Below are 14,890 nucleotides of genomic sequence, written 5' to 3'. Positions count from 1 at the left end.
TTATGTCTTTTGTTATTTGCTCTTCTTTTTTTATAGTTTTTTTCTATATCCTTCATCTACCTTTGATTATTCTTTCCATGCTCCTTTGATCCCCTATTATTAAAAACAATCAATGAATCAAATCCTGGAAACGGTAATAGGCTCCTACGAAGGGCAAAAACCAAGGTTTACCAAAGTGACCCGGCACAGGTGCCCAATCCAAGTCACGCCATGGATTGACAGTCTCATTCCCCATTATTACTTGGGCCATTACTTGCCCCATGTGCGTTGACATCTGAACCCCATGTCCACTGTAGCCAAGCGAGTAATACATGCCCTTGTATTGACCCGCTCTTGGTAAGCGGTCAGCCGTCATGTCCACCAACCCCCCCCAGCAGTAGTCGATACGCACCTTGCTAAGCGCCGGAAATACCTGAGCCATTGACGCCTGTAAAATATGACCACTTTTTTCATCTGAGCGTGGATTAGACATTGCGAAACGAGCACGGCCACCAAAGAGCAGACGATTATCGGGAGTGACTCGAAAGTAGTTACCGATGTTTTTCGAGGTCACATAACCACGTCGCTTGACTAAGAGACGTGCTAAAAGTTCTGGCGCTAACGGTTCCGTAACAATGATAAAACTGCCCACAGAAACCAAGCGCCGACGAAAATAACTAAAAGGACCTTTGGCAGAACTTCCGGTCGCCAGTAATACCTTATCAGCAATGACTGTGCCACGGCTGGAGGTCACCTGATAACGGTCAGCAAAAATGGGGGCAATCCCCGTTACAGCAGCGGATTCATAAAGTTTCGCACCGTATTTCACTGCTGCATCCGCTAGTCCTAGACCAAATTTTCCGATGTGCATTTGTGCACTCGTCGTTTGTAACAGTCCACCATAAAACCGTTCAGAGCCGACTTCATCACGCACCTGCCCCTCACTCAGTAAGACAACATTAGGATCGACCTCGCTTACTAACCGCTCATGAGCCCGTGCCAACTTGTCATAATGTGCAGGTTTTGCTGCTAATTTCAGTCGACCGTGACGCGTAAAATCACAGTCAATCTCTTCCTCCTCAACCATCTCAGCAACTGTGTCCACTGCTGCCATATAAGAGTGATAGAACGCGCCCGCTTTCTTTGCACCAATACGCTGCGCCAGAGAACCATAATCATGCGCTAGACCTGCATTACACTGACCACCGTTTCGACCTGATGCTTCACTAATAACGCGACCCGCTTCAAGCAACACTACTGAAAGCCCCTGCTTAGAAAGTTCAATGGCCGCCGACAAACCAGTAAAACCTCCACCAACGATCGCCACATCATACTGACCGGATGCGCGTCCCTGCTCCCCTTTAGTAAAAGCGGATACCGTGTCTAGCCAATAGGACTCTAGCTTCATGATAATTCCTTCTAATGAATGACAAACTAAACGCCCAACAAATCTGCCAGGCCAGCCAAACTGGTGACTTCATGATATTCGTAGAAAGGCGTTGAAGGTTCATGTCCACGGTTAATGAACACTTTATTTTTAATGCCCATATCGTGAGCAGACATCAAGTCATAACGCAGACTTGAGGAAACATGCAGAATGTCTTCTGGGCCACAACCCAGCTTATCCAACATATACTCAAATCCTTTTAGACGAGGCTTATAAGACTGAATTTCTTCCGCGGTGTAGACCGCATGAAAAGGCGCGCCTAATTTCTCAATGTTATGGGGAATTTGCTCATTCATGGCATTGGTCAAACCCACTAATTTAAATTTTGTTGCTAAGCGTGCTAGCGCCTCTGGTACATCAGGATGAGGCCCCCAAGTCGGTACGGCATTATAAAAAATCATGCCTTCATTATCCCGATACTCAATATCCCAACGTTTACAAGTGCGCTTAACGGCGTTACATACCACTTGATCGTATGGTTTCCAATCGCCAAGTACCTCATCAAGACGGTAGGCTGAAAAGTCGGCAATAAACTGATCCATGTCTGCTTCTGAAATACGATCTTTAAATACACGACGCGCCGTTGGCGCCATTTCGAAATAAACTAAAGTGCCGTAGCAATCAAACGTAATGTACTTAGGATTCAGGGTAGTCATATTGATTTTCTCCATTTAGTGATACGGTGCTTCATTTTTTTATTTCAATAAAACAGCAACTCTTTGTGTAAAAACTATTCAATAGATTTATTACAACACTAAAGCGAAGCCCATTTGGCCCGATTTTGTTTTGCTGTAACAAATTTTCAACGGAATTGCCCCCTCACCTCGGCACAATCTACCGAATAAAAATAGAATGTCGTTAATGGGCAAATTTTTATTCCACCAGCGTAATTACGCTCCGTCATTGGCAAAATCGATTAATACACTTTTCACCTTTTGATTGGCCTCATAGGCGTAACGCCCCAGATCCTTACCGATACCAGAGCCTTTGAAGCCTCCGGTAGGGATGGCGAAATCCCAACTACGGCCATAACGATTCACCCACACTGTGCCAGCTTCAAGCTCATTCACCATACGCATGGCACGATTTAAGTCTGCGGTGTGCACACCGGCGGATAAGCCATAAGAGGGATGGCAAGCTAACTGCAAAGCATCGTCGTCTGTTTCAAAGGTTTCCACACACAAGACAGGCCCAAAAATTTCGTCTCGTACCGCTTCCATGCTCATATTGACCTTGGTTAAAATCGTCGGTTGATAGAAAGCGCTCTGACCTTGTTCATGCAAACGACAACCTCCTACCAAAATTTCACCGCCTTGCTGAACGGTACGCTGTACCACTCCATCAATACGTTCCAATTCCCGCGCCGAGATAATCGGGGATAAGGTGCTGCTATTTTGCCAAGTTGGCCCCGAAACCATGTCAGAAAAGAGCTCGGAAATGCGCGTCACTAACTGATCCGCAATGCCTTTTTGCACCAAAAGACGAGAACCTGCGACACAGACCTGTCCGGCATTGGTGGTAATGGCTCCGGCAATGCGGCGTGCGACTTTATCGATGTTTTTAATATCATCGAACACTAACTGTGGACTCTTGCCCCCCAATTCTAGCGTGACAGGTTTCGTGCCTGTTTGTGCACAAGCCGTCATAATGAGAGCACCAGTTTTAGTGGAACCTGTAAAGGTGACTTTCGAAATACGGGGATGACGGCAGATAGCCTCACCCACACGGCCATCGCCCTGGACGACATTAAAAATACCCGGAGGAATACCCGCTTCTATGGCTAACTCAGCCAAGCGCACCACACTAAACGGCGTCATTTCTGACGGTTTTAATACCACCGCATTGCCAGCGGTCATCGCTGGCGCAATTTTCCACGACGCCATGACCAACGGAAAGTTCCAAGGAGCGATCGCCCCAATAACACCGTATGGTTCAGTTATCGTCATACCTAAACTACCATTTGCCGTCGGGATCACTTCACCACCGCACTTATCGGCATACTCGGAAAAAAAACGGATACCTTCAGCACAGAAGGGAATATCCCATTGCGCGGCAGCGGCAATTGGACGCGTCGATCCGATGGCTTCTAAGGGCGCTAAGGTATTGACATCCGCTTCAATCAAAGCGGCCCAACGCTTCATAGTCTTAGCCCTATCACGAGGTGACCGAGAAGCCCAATCACTTTGTTTGAACGCTTGCCATGCGTTTTCAACGGCCTGATCGACTAAATCAACATCCGCTATGGAAAGAGAGGCATATGCCTGACCGTCTGATGGCCGCAAAACATTAATTGTCTCGCGACTGTTAATGGCTTTCCCACCAATGAAATGACTATTAGGAATCCTCACATCCTTTGGATTAAACGAGGCCATACATTTATCTCCCAGTGTATTCGTACCCAATTAAGGAACTGACCTTGCCACAAGACAGGTCTTCGTAAGCAGAAAATAGGCTGCTTTTTCTATTCTAAGCGTGGGGAGAAAGCGTTTTATGCCGATAAAAGAGTAGTGACGATATAAAGCGAGCTTTGTGGCAAGACGTTTTAGTGATTGATGCCGAATCCACTATTCACACCGTTTCCCTATAGCGATTAGGCAAGAACGTCCTAGTATTTAATGGTATGCAATGACAAACTAATGTAAGTACTAAATAATCTACGTTTTGTAGAAAAAATAGAGGTGGCAGACGTGCCGAGCGAGACATCAAAGCGATTAAAAACCTATGAGCTAACCATTAGAGCCATGACGCCTGATGATATAGACAAGCTTCATGAGCTTTCCATTACCGTGCTCTGGCCCCATCGCCCTTCTGATTGGCGCCTGTTGCTAACTTTAGGCAAAGGAGTCGTTGGCTGCGATCCCATTGGTCGAGTGGTTGCTTCTGGTATGTGGTTCCCCATGGGTGATCGTTACGCCACCATTGGCATGGTGATTACCTCACCTCGACTACAAGCATTGGGTGGTGGACGCTGGATCATGAAACATATTATGGCACAATGCGAGAATCGCGACATTTTGCTAACCTCTACCAGAGCGGGGTATCGCCTCTATCAATCATTAGACTTTCAAATGGTTGCACCGGTTTTCCAGCATCAAGGCATTGCGGCTTTCATTGATCGATCCAAGCTTTCGGTCACCGAAGGCATTAGAGAGTTCGACACCAATGATCAGCAAAGCATCCTTCAACTGGATAATACTGCGTTTGGTATTGATAGAAGTCGTATCATCGAAGCCATATTAGAAAAATCACAAGGTTCGGTATTGGTTCGAGACAATCGTATCATTGGCTTTGCCCTATGTAGAAAGTTTGGTCGCGGCCACGTTATTGGTCCAGTCGTTGCCCAAAACGGTGACGATGCCATGGCTCTAATCGCCCCTCATATCAATCAACATACAGGACATTTCCTGCGTATCGATACCGCCGAACAAGACAGTCCTTTTAAGACCTTTTTAATCGAAGCTGGCATGCCTGAATTTGATACGGTCACCTCCATGAGAAGACCATCGTTCAAAAACGAAGACAGTGAGTTTCACAGTTTTGCTTTAGTCAGTCACACTCTTGCTTAGTGATGCATAAACTGTTTTGTATGGAGCTATATTGGCAACTCGCCGATTTTTACGATTGCATGTTGTGATCTACTGCCACTTAATACTGCCGCATCCCCCACTTTCTTTTATTTGTTGCTGTCAGCAGTATCACCTCATCACAATATTATGCCGTTACAAAATAGGCTTTCAGCAGATTTATCACCCTGATAAAGCATTATTAGCGCTTGCTGCCGTATTTAGATCAACTCCCATTAAATGGCAAGAATGTCCTAGTAATTAGGTCTATCTCTCCTCAAAATATAGTCATTATTTTGAGGAGAAAATGATGACTTTAACAAAAGAACCCCTTCAGATTTGTTATCGCCCCATGACGGAAGATGACCTAACAACAGCTTATTCATTATCTCAATTAGTCAAATGGCCACATCGCATTGACGACTGGAAAATGGTTTACCATCTCGGCACTGGGTTTATTGCCGAATATAACCAAGAATCCATTGGAACGGTTTTATGCTGGAATCATGGTGACCATTACGCCTCTCTTGGCATGGTGATTGTGTCACCAGAAAAACAAGGCAACGGCATTGGTAGAAAGCTAATGGAGCGGGTCTTGGAGAAAATCGGTGATCAGAAAAATGTGCTTTTATACGCCACACCATCGGGTCAACCTTTATATGAAAGCTTCGGCTTTCGTACCGCCAGCAAAGTCTATCAACACCAAGCCATAGTAGAAGCAAGCAACAGTGTTGATGCTAATCTCACAAAAATGCAACGTCAGATAATCCAAGCGGATCATGCGAAAATTGTTGAGCTCGCAGAAACATCATGTGGTCTAGCAAGGGAAACCGCTCTCAATGAAATACTGAAATCAGCAACAGGCATCGTAACGGAAAGCCAAGGTGAGATCACAGGTTTTGCCATCATACGTAAATTTGGCCGGGGTTACGCCATTGGCCCTGTTATCGCCTCTTCGCAAGAACAAGCGAAGGCCATGATCCAATCCTTGATCAATCAGCATGTCAATGAGTTTGTACGGATCGATGTACCACAAAGCAGTCAGCTCAGCACTTGGCTAGAGGAAATAGGCTTGCCTCAAGTGGATACGGTGGTCGAAATGATACGAGGAAAACTACCACAGAGAGACGACACACTTCGCCAATACGCATTAATCAACCAAGCACTTGGTTAGCTAAACAAAAGAGGCCTTTGATCAAACTGCGATCAAAGGCCTCTAAAAATAACAATAGAAGGGAGAGAAGCATGCAAACAGTCAAAATCGCTGTCATTGCAGGTGACGGTATTGGAACAGAAGTCATTCCCGAAGGCATTCGTGCCTTAGAAGCTGCAGGACGACAGTGCCACCTAGAATACGAATGGACGCATTTTGATTGGTCATGCGAAACCTACCACAAAACAGGACGCATGATGCCAGAAGATGGCCTAGAGCAACTTAAAGCATTCGACGCGATTTATCTCGGTGCCGTGGGCTTTCCTGGAGTACCTGACCACATTTCGTTATGGGGATTATTGTTACCTATACGCCGCGCGTTTGATCAATATGTCAATCTGCGTCCTGTGCGTCTGTTTGATGGCGTCCCTTGCCCACTAGCAAACAAACAACCCGGCGACATTGACTTTTATGTGGTACGTGAAAACGTCGAAGGGGAATATTCCGCCATGGGCGGTATTCAATACGAAGGCACAGAACGAGAGATTGTTTCCCAACAAAGTATCTTCACTCGTCATGGGACGGATCGTATCTTAAAATACGCGTTTGAGCTGGCCCAAAGTCGAGAGAAAAAACACCTTAGTTCCGCAACAAAATCCAACGGTATTTATCACTCTATGCCTTACTGGGACAAGCGTGTCGCCCTAATGGCGCAACAATACCCTGAGATCAAAGTAGATCAATACCATATTGACATTCTCACGGCGAATTTTGTCCAGATGCCAGAGCATTTCGACGTGGTGGTTGGCTCCAACTTATTCGGTGACATTCTTTCCGACCTAGGACCTGCCTGTACTGGCACCATTGCTATTGCGCCATCGGCCAACATCAACCCTGAAAAAACCTTTCCTTCCATGTTTGAGCCCGTTCATGGTTCAGCACCTGATATCGCTGGAAAAAATATTGCCAATCCGCTGGGGACCATCTGGGCAGGCGCAATGATGATGCAACATCTTGGCTACCCAGAGATTCATGACACTCTACTCAATGCAATGGAAAGCGTATTACGTAATAAAAACAGCCTAACCCACGACATGGGAGGGACAGCAAGCACTCAAGAACTGGGCGCTGCTATTGTCGAACAGATACATTATGGGCAGCCCCCCTTGTAATTATAGTAACCAGCAAATAGCTAGCTCAGGCGATGCTGTTGGTACCCCTAAAGAATAGCAACGCCTGGTCGCATTCATGACTTATAGAGAGAGTAAGTAGTGCGACCACGGCTATAGATCTATAGATCGATTTTTTGGCGGTATGCCTGAGCTTATGCCAACGAAGAAGCGAATCAATTCAATGATTTTATGGCAGTAGGAAATTATCAAATGCCTTATTCGGCAATGTCAAGTGACGCCTATTTTTGTGCGGCCTCAGCCTATCTGGCTGAGCAGCCTGCTTCTTCAAAATCCTGTTTGTTGACAGACCTACTCACATGCCATTACGGGCTATCCGGATCGATCACGACACTGTCATCCGAAACCGAGAGTACCTTTGACGTGCGTCTGTCAGATGGTCGCCGATTGATTCTAAAAACGTCGTCGAGACCGGGGGCACTAGAAAGCTTTCGCTTTCAGTCCTCAGCGCTGACCGGCGTACAAGAGGCTAAGGGATTTGTTAGCCCTGAAGTGATACGAACACGCAACGGCGCATTGATGTTTGAGCAAGAGGGTATCTGTGGATATCTGCAAACCCGGCTACACGGAACTGCACTGCATCAAGCTTCTCCAACGCCTGATGTGCTTTTCCAAACCGGTAGTGCTCTGGCTCGACTGGACCAAGCGCTTAGTCAGCTCACCTTGCCCTCCGCCCTCCGCCCTGTTTTGTGGCACGTCGGTTGCTGGCCAAGATTGATGGCATTCGAAAAATACCTACCCGCAGGGAGCATTGCTAACCTCGTTGATGTGGCGATGTCTGAATACGTGAAGTTTGTAGAACCGAAGATCTCGAACCTACCATGGCAGATAACCCATAATGATCCCAGCCCGTTCAATATGATGGTGACTGAACAAGGGATAGGCTTTATCGATTTTGGCGATGGTTGCTGGAGCCCCAGAATTCAAGACTTGGCGATTGCAGCAAGTCACGTCGTCAAGGATCCGTCGCTTCCCTTAGGTGGAGCCGAACATCTTATTGCCGGCTACGCCTCGATCACGGCTCTATCGGCAGAGGAAGCAAGTTTGCTCGTCGGACTGATGCGAGCACGACAAAGCGCGCTGATTCTGGTCAACTACTGGCGCGCGCATTTATTTCCGGCTGAGGCTCAATACATCACAAAGAATGTTTCGCGTGCCGAGCGCGGCCTGACGATCCTCTCCCCTCTGAGTATTGAGGATGGGGAGGCTGCGGTCCTGAAGGCAATATCGTCGTCTCGACCGTAACATCATTATAGTTAACTCGAACCGCACAGTAGTCGAAAAATCACTACCGGTCCAAGTTACTCGTCTATAGGAAGAAGCTTATGTCCAAAGATCTCATGCCAAACCGTTATACACCCGGCGAAGTCGCTCTTCCCAAGCGCGAAGCCGAATTGATTGCCCGCCGCGACTCCGTCTTAGGGTCCTCTTATCGACTCCAGTACCGTCAGCCTGTGCACTTCGTGCGTGGCGAAGGCATGTGGCTCTACGATCCTGATGGGCGGGCCTATCTAGATTTTTACAACAACGTGCCGTCGCTTGGCCATTGCCACCCGGAAGTCAACGCCGCAATGGCTGAGCAGGCGGGACGGATCAGCGCTAACACACGCTATCTAGAGCCAAAACTTGTCGATTATGCCGAGCGGCTTATTGACACTTTCCCAGATGAACTCAACCGGGTGGTGTTTACCTGCACAGGAAGTGAATCGAATGATCTAGCACTGCGTATTGCACGCTTGGTGAGCGGCAATGAAGGCGTGATCGTATCCAGTTATGCCTATCACGGCACCAGTGCAGCGGTCGCCGCAGTTTCCCCAAATCTGGGTGACGCCGTTAAACTCAGTCCCTCCGTGCGGATGGTTTCCCTACCTGGGCCCGAGGGCGTGCCGGAAGCTCAAGCGGCAGACTTTTTCGAAGCACAAATTCGCGCGGCTATCCAAGATCTGAAGCGTCGCGGCATCGGTGTTGCCGCCCTGCTTTTTGACAGTATATTCTCCAGTGATGGTGTTTGGGTTGATCCGCTCGGCTTCATTGCGGGGGGGGTTAACGCGGTGCGCGAAGCGGGCGGCCTAATCATTGCCGACGAAGTGCAGCCGGGCTTTGGGCGAACTGGCGACCATATGTGGGGGTTTGAGCGACACGGTATAGTTCCCGACCTTGTCACGCTCGGCAAACCGATGGGCAACGGATTTCCTATCGGTGCCGTGGTGGGTCGCAAAACACCGATGGAACTCTTTGGAAGAACGGCCCGCTACTCAAATACTTTCGCAGGAAATACAGTCGGCATTGCAACAGCGGACGCTGTACTAACAATACTGCAACGCGACCACATCCTACAGAATGCCCTGGCGATGGGCCAGCGACTCAGAAATGGACTGGAGGAACTCGCGCATCGGTCGCCCGGTATACGCGGCATCCGTAATGCGGGTCTGTTTTTTGGTGTCGACATAGGGCTTGCTGGTGAACCGCCAGCAAGCTGGCGGGCAATGGCTCTGAATGTTGTGAACGCAATGCGAGAAGACGGTGTTCTGATAAGTACGACAGGGGCCAATGAGGATTCACTCAAAGTGCGCCCTCCACTTATTTGCCAAGCCGAACATGTCGACCTATTTCTTGCCTCTATGGAGCGCGCCTTGCTCGCGTCATAGAAAGGGATCCGTAGCGATGGCGCATAATGGTTTTAAGATGGAGTCGCAAAACCTCCATCTTAAAACCGCTGTGTCTGTTGAAGTGGCGCGCCATGTGATGACTTGTGGTGACTCCCTACGCGATTTAGCACAAAGTGCTGTAATATCTTGGCTAACTGACTGAAAACACCATAAGTTAGAATACTCCAACGGATGTCTCAGAGGCTCGCTCAACATTGGCTGCCATGGTATAAAACATGCTCTCGGAATGAATAACGTAATACATAAGTTGATGGAAGCTATCGTTGAATACAGACAATAAGTCAGAGCAACAGGATACAAGCAAGAGTATAAACGCGCATTTCAGCGTCGGCTTAAAAACCTTTCTAGCGTTTTTACGACCTTATCACCTTCAGGTTATTTTTGCGCTTATCGCTTTAGTGATTACCGCTGGCACCATGTTGAGTCTCGGTAAAGGCATACAGTTTTTAATTGATCGAGGCTTGGCCTCCGGCTCCGAAGCGGATTTGACCAAAGCCTTAGTGGTTTTTCTGAGTTTGGTACTGCTATTAGGCGTTGGTAGTTTTTGCCGATTTTTTCTTGTGTCATGGATTGGCGAGCGAGTGGTTGCCGATATACGTAAAGCCGTCTTTGCCCATTTATTGACCCTCTCCCCTTCTTTTTTCGAAGATAACTCACCAAGCGAAATTCAATCACGCATCACCTCAGACACCACTTTATTGCAAAGCGTCATTGGCTCTTCTTTATCCATTGCTTTGCGCAGTAGCTTAATGCTGCTCGGCGGTATTATTTTTCTGTTGGTGATGCATTTTAAGTTAACCCTAATTTTACTCGTCTGTGTACCGTTTGTTGTAGCGCCCGTGTTGTATTTTGGTCGCCGAGTACGTCGCTTATCGCGCAATAGCCAAGATGAAATCGCCAATGTAGGGCGCTATTTGTCACAGGCGTTACGCCATATCAAAGTGGTTCAAGCATATACCCATGAAAACCATGATGAACAACGCTTTGCAGGGGCAGTAGAGCAAGCCTTTAGCGTCAGCGTAAAACGTATTCTGCAACGCTCCTGGCTCGCCTTGATGGCTATTTTACTCTCCATGGGCGGCATCGGTGTCATGCTTTGGTTTGGTGGAAAAGACGTTATTTCTGGTGCAATAAGCGCTGGCGACCTAGCCAGTTTCTTGTTCTACGCCATTATTGTTGCCGGCTCTGTCACGGCGTTATCTGAAGTCATGGGGGAATTGCAACGGGCCTCAGGGGCTGCCGAGCGCATTATGGAATTGCTCAACGAAAAGAGCGATATAATCAGTGGCAAACAGGCTATTCCAGCATTTGTGGATCAAAACACTAGGCCTCAACACACCTCAGATAAAAAAGACACAGCGATAAACAACACTTTATTAGCCTTAAAAGACATTACTTTTTGCTACCCTACTCGTCCAACAACACCAGTCCTAAAGCATCTTAGCTTTACCATTAAGCAAGGTGAGACCATTGCCCTCGTTGGCCCATCCGGCGCGGGGAAATCGACCATTTTTGAACTCTTACTAAGATTTTATGACCCTCAACAGGGGCAAATATGTTTTGCAGGTCACAATATTAAAGACTATGACTTGAGTGCTTGGCGTCACCAACTGGCCTTGGTGCCCCAAGAAACGGCCCTGTTTGATCAAAGTGTCGCGGATAACCTAGGTTATGCCAATCGCAATGCCACCGAACAAGCCATTCAAGAGGCCGCAAAAAAAGCCAATGCCGACGAGTTTATTCAACACTTAGACAAAGCTTATGAGACTCGACTCGGGGAAGATGGTGTGCGCCTATCCGGCGGTCAACGACAACGAATTGCTATAGCTCGAGCCATCTTAAAAGACGCGCCAATATTGCTACTCGACGAAGCCACCAGTGCCCTTGACGCACAAAGTGAAAACAAGGTACAAGCAGCACTCTCATTATTGATGGCAGATAGAACCACCCTTGTCATCGCCCACCGGCTCGCCACTGTATTAAACGCAGACCGCATTATCGTCATGGATCAAGGGGAAATCATCGCCCAAGGCACCCACCCTGAACTACTAAAAAGCTGTACTTTATATAAGCGCTTGGCAGACTTACAATTTGGTGAACAGTAATCTTTCTATCGTGTAATTACTTAATAAAAAGATAGGTTACTTAAGATTGTTCTGGTTCATAGTAGAGACTGCTGTATTAGACCAACATTAATATGGACTTAAATAAAAGCAAAAGGCATCCACATGGAGAAAAAGGCATTTAAGATTCTCTTTATAGTAATAACTCTAACAGCATTAGCTCTTATTAGTCGAACAACGATTAATTTCATATTGACTATTATTGTTAGTTTATTAAATATTGCCTGTTATTATAGTATTTATTACCTTATCAGGACTCATCGAGAACCATTGGCACAGCCTTCGCCTAGTTTTTTATTTAAAATATCAGCTTCTTTTTTCTTATCTTTTATTGCTTTGATACTTGGGTATTTTTCTTATTGGACCTTTCGTTATAGCCCTTTGGATGTACTATGTCGGTATGAAAGCAGTCAGTGCGATATTGGTCCATATGGTTGGTCTGTTGCATTACTTTGTTCTGGAGCATCTGTATTACTGACCGTAATCGTTTTTTTGCTTATGAAAAAATCTTCACTAAAAAAACCACTTAAAAAAACCACTTAAAAAAACCAAAATGATTCTATTTTAAATTAGACATTCTTAGCGAGTCAAAGCTGGAAGTTCATTAATATGCTATTTTGCTTTAACTAAATCGGTTATGACTCATTAGGCCCCAAATGTTCCGTTATTATTTGCCAGCACCCGTTTTCATTGATCAGTACAGTGGTACCTCTGCCACTTCCTGAGCAGTGCTCTCCCTCAATAATTCCTTTCCAGCTGAAACAATACAGACACACGGCTTCTGTTTCAGAAATGTGAGCCCAGTGTGCCTTTGATATTGAATACTGCTCGTCTTTTATATAGGAAAAGTTTTCTTCAAAAACCGTCCGAACTTCTTCAATGCCTTTAAAAGTCCCGTTTGAGAATGTCACACAAACATTCTTATGCATTAAAGGTTCCACCAAACGCCAATCTTGGCTAGCCAAAGCTAACTCATAGCTCTTCAATACTTGCTGTGGTTTCATTTCATTTACCTGAGAACATTCGTAAAAGATAAAATTTACATTACCCTATATTAGGTTAGTGGTCACCTTTAGGCATAAAACGCGCTACAATCTTGGCCATATCAATACCACTATCTAAACAACCATATTGGTGAAAACCATGGTCACTGAAGCGTGCGGTTACAAAAGCATCCGCGATATCCTCATCGCCGTAGATCAGTAAGCAGGCGGCTTGCCAAAGCTGTGCTAAGGTCTCGATCACTCGTCTTGCCTGAACCTCTAAATGAGCTTTGTCTTCTAACAAGCGATAGGCTGAATCGAGTTTTTTTGCATACAAAGGGTTTGCCTGACGGGCAAGCTCAAGCTCTTCTAAAAAGACCTTCAATGTGTCAGGTTCTCGGTTGAAGACTCGTAACAAGTCGAGGCATTGCACATTACCAGAACCTTCCCATATCGCATTGACCGGCGCTTCTTTATATAAACGGCTTAAGACATTATCCTGTACATACCCCACACCGCCAACACACTCCATCGCTTCATAAGTATGCTGAACGGCACGTTTACAGATCCAATATTTACCGATCGCCGTGGCGCTGCGCACTAATGCGGCCTGCTTCTCATCGGCCATATTATCCAGGGCATGGGCAATACGCATCGAAATAGCAAGCGCCGCTTCTGCTTCAAGAGCAAGGTCAGCAAGCACATTCAGCATCAATGGTTGTTGATGGAGATTTTTACCGAAGACACTCCGTCCTGATGTATGCCAAATGGCTTCTTTAGCCGCTTGCATCATCAAAGCTGATGAGCCCAACATACAATCATAACGAGTCAGCGCCACCATTTGGATAATGGTCGCAATGCCTCGGCCAGGTTCCCCTAGTAACCAACCTTGAGCCCCCCTAAATTCAATTTCAGAGCTAGCGTTTGATTGATTTCCTAATTTATCTTTTAAACGCTGAAGGTAAATGGCATTTTTTTGGCCATCCTCACACCAACGGGGCACTAAAAAACAAGACAACTGAGTATCATCCATCTTTGCCAATACAAGAAAGGCATCGCTCATGGGGGCCGAGCAAAACCATTTGTGCCCTAACAACGAATACAACTCACCTGGCCCACTTGCATTGAGCGGTGTTGCTGTAGTGGTATTTGCCCGTACATCAGAACCACCCTGCTTTTCTGTCATCGCCATGCCTATGGTCACCCCTTGTTTTTCAAACCAAGGTTTATTATCACCATCGTAATGATTGGCGAAAATTTTCGGCAACCAGAGTTTGGCAACACTTGGTTGAACAGAAATAGCAGGGACACTGGCAAATGTCATAGTAAGCGGGCAACCCGATCCAGGATCAGCATGGGTATGCAACACCGCCAAGGTGGAACGTACCACATGGCTCCCAGCCTGTGGTTTTTGCCAAGGCAAAGAACAGTGCCCATGTTCGATAGCATGCTGCATTAATTGATGATAGCTTGGATGGTAGTCAACCTGATCAATGCGCTCACCAAAACGATTGTGGGTATGCAGTTCCGGCAAACATTTATTGGCAAGAAAACCCGCTTGTTGCAAGTCACCGCCGACTCTAGCACCAAAATCTGTCAAAAACTCAGTCCCCCAACCGCCATCAAAGCGCTGCTGCCAATACTGCAGCACCCTATCAGCAAGGTAAGCGTTATAGTGTTCAAGCGCTTTGGGTTGATTAAAAACCTGATGTGTTTCACCGTTCATGAATGCCATTTTCACACCCTATTCTTGTTTTTTCCCACTATAACAGCTCAAGCCTAC

The 14,890-nt window shown here is 46.6% G+C and carries 13 protein-coding genes; 8 read left to right on the top strand and 5 right to left on the bottom strand.

What is annotated here, in order from left to right; translation table 11 throughout:
* Positions 1-109 precede the first annotated feature (109 nt).
* From MSP8886_RS12270 to MSP8886_RS12260, 3 genes are all read right to left on the bottom strand, one after another.
* Positions 110-1,387: an NAD(P)/FAD-dependent oxidoreductase gene (locus tag MSP8886_RS12270; protein WP_067016808.1), complete on the bottom strand. Its 1,278-nt coding sequence runs from the start codon at positions 1,385-1,387 to the stop codon at positions 110-112.
* Positions 1,388-1,413: 26 nt separating this feature from the next.
* Positions 1,414-2,082 carry a haloacid dehalogenase type II gene (locus tag MSP8886_RS12265; RefSeq protein WP_067016806.1) on the bottom strand — a complete coding sequence of 223 codons (669 nt, stop codon included), beginning with the start codon at positions 2,080-2,082 and terminating at the stop codon, positions 1,414-1,416.
* Positions 2,083-2,316: 234 nt separating this feature from the next.
* Complete coding sequence (locus MSP8886_RS12260; RefSeq protein WP_067016805.1) at positions 2,317-3,798, bottom strand: aldehyde dehydrogenase family protein; 1,482 nt, start codon at positions 3,796-3,798, stop codon at positions 2,317-2,319.
* Positions 3,799-4,113: 315 nt separating this feature from the next.
* Here MSP8886_RS12260 and MSP8886_RS12255 point away from each other — a divergent pair, with 315 nt between their 5' ends.
* From MSP8886_RS12255 to MSP8886_RS12225, 8 genes are all read left to right on the top strand, one after another.
* Positions 4,114-4,992, top strand: a complete 879-nt coding sequence (locus MSP8886_RS12255; protein WP_067016803.1) for a GNAT family N-acetyltransferase — start codon at positions 4,114-4,116, stop codon at positions 4,990-4,992.
* Positions 4,993-5,299: 307 nt separating this feature from the next.
* Complete coding sequence (locus tag MSP8886_RS12250; RefSeq protein WP_067016801.1) at positions 5,300-6,163, top strand: GNAT family N-acetyltransferase; 864 nt, start codon at positions 5,300-5,302, stop codon at positions 6,161-6,163.
* A 71-nt stretch (positions 6,164-6,234) separates the two neighbouring features.
* Positions 6,235-7,314: a tartrate dehydrogenase gene (locus MSP8886_RS12245; RefSeq protein ID WP_067016799.1), complete on the top strand. Its 1,080-nt coding sequence runs from the start codon at positions 6,235-6,237 to the stop codon at positions 7,312-7,314.
* A 210-nt stretch (positions 7,315-7,524) separates the two neighbouring features.
* Positions 7,525-8,577 carry a phosphotransferase enzyme family protein gene (locus tag MSP8886_RS12240; RefSeq protein WP_217491346.1) on the top strand — a complete coding sequence of 351 codons (1,053 nt, stop codon included), beginning with the start codon at positions 7,525-7,527 and terminating at the stop codon, positions 8,575-8,577.
* A gap of 80 nt (positions 8,578-8,657) precedes the next feature.
* Positions 8,658-9,980 carry an aspartate aminotransferase family protein gene (locus tag MSP8886_RS12235; protein WP_067016797.1) on the top strand — a complete coding sequence of 441 codons (1,323 nt, stop codon included), beginning with the start codon at positions 8,658-8,660 and terminating at the stop codon, positions 9,978-9,980.
* A 16-nt stretch (positions 9,981-9,996) separates the two neighbouring features.
* The gene (locus tag MSP8886_RS22350; protein WP_175365305.1) at positions 9,997-10,143 is read left to right on the top strand and encodes a hypothetical protein; all 147 of its coding nucleotides are present in this window, start codon (positions 9,997-9,999) and stop codon (positions 10,141-10,143) included.
* A 121-nt stretch (positions 10,144-10,264) separates the two neighbouring features.
* Positions 10,265-12,106 (top strand): ABC transporter transmembrane domain-containing protein, encoded by a 1,842-nt coding sequence (locus MSP8886_RS12230; RefSeq protein WP_245659095.1) that lies wholly within the window; start codon positions 10,265-10,267, stop codon positions 12,104-12,106.
* A gap of 123 nt (positions 12,107-12,229) precedes the next feature.
* Positions 12,230-12,667, top strand: coding sequence for a hypothetical protein (locus MSP8886_RS12225; RefSeq protein WP_067016795.1), 438 nt, complete (start codon positions 12,230-12,232; stop codon positions 12,665-12,667).
* A 92-nt stretch (positions 12,668-12,759) separates the two neighbouring features.
* On the opposite strand, the gene MSP8886_RS12220 is transcribed toward MSP8886_RS12225, so the two are convergent.
* Positions 12,760-13,128, bottom strand: coding sequence for a nuclear transport factor 2 family protein (locus MSP8886_RS12220; RefSeq protein WP_067016794.1), 369 nt, complete (start codon positions 13,126-13,128; stop codon positions 12,760-12,762).
* A gap of 55 nt (positions 13,129-13,183) precedes the next feature.
* Entirely contained in the window at positions 13,184-14,842 is a 1,659-nt protein-coding gene (locus MSP8886_RS12215; protein ID WP_067016792.1) for an acyl-CoA dehydrogenase family protein, read from the bottom strand.
* Positions 14,843-14,890: the final 48 nt, after the last annotated feature.

This window comes from Marinomonas spartinae, assembly GCF_900089775.1.
Taxonomy (GTDB): domain Bacteria; phylum Pseudomonadota; class Gammaproteobacteria; order Pseudomonadales; family Marinomonadaceae; genus Marinomonas; species Marinomonas spartinae.
The sequence above is the reverse complement of the archived record's forward strand: the minus strand, read 5'-3'. Positions and strand labels throughout refer to the sequence as shown.

Bases quoted from the DNA above. Each gene is read 5' to 3' on its own strand.
- MSP8886_RS12270 (WP_067016808.1), bottom strand. From the start codon at position 1,387: ATGAAGCTAGAGTCCTATTGGCTAGACACGGTATCCGCTTTTACTAAA.
- MSP8886_RS12265 (WP_067016806.1), bottom strand. From the start codon at position 2,082: ATGACTACCCTGAATCCTAAGTACATTACGTTTGATTGCTACGGCACT.
- MSP8886_RS12260 (WP_067016805.1), bottom strand. From the start codon at position 3,798: ATGGCCTCGTTTAATCCAAAGGATGTGAGGATTCCTAATAGTCATTTC.
- MSP8886_RS12250 (WP_067016801.1), top strand. From the start codon at position 5,300: ATGACTTTAACAAAAGAACCCCTTCAGATTTGTTATCGCCCCATGACG.
- MSP8886_RS12245 (WP_067016799.1), top strand. From the start codon at position 6,235: ATGCAAACAGTCAAAATCGCTGTCATTGCAGGTGACGGTATTGGAACA.
- MSP8886_RS12240 (WP_217491346.1), top strand. From the start codon at position 7,525: ATGCCTTATTCGGCAATGTCAAGTGACGCCTATTTTTGTGCGGCCTCA.
- MSP8886_RS12235 (WP_067016797.1), top strand. From the start codon at position 8,658: ATGTCCAAAGATCTCATGCCAAACCGTTATACACCCGGCGAAGTCGCT.
- MSP8886_RS22350 (WP_175365305.1), top strand. From the start codon at position 9,997: ATGGCGCATAATGGTTTTAAGATGGAGTCGCAAAACCTCCATCTTAAA.
- MSP8886_RS12225 (WP_067016795.1), top strand. From the start codon at position 12,230: ATGGAGAAAAAGGCATTTAAGATTCTCTTTATAGTAATAACTCTAACA.
- MSP8886_RS12220 (WP_067016794.1), bottom strand. From the start codon at position 13,128: ATGAAACCACAGCAAGTATTGAAGAGCTATGAGTTAGCTTTGGCTAGC.
- MSP8886_RS12215 (WP_067016792.1), bottom strand. From the start codon at position 14,842: ATGGCATTCATGAACGGTGAAACACATCAGGTTTTTAATCAACCCAAA.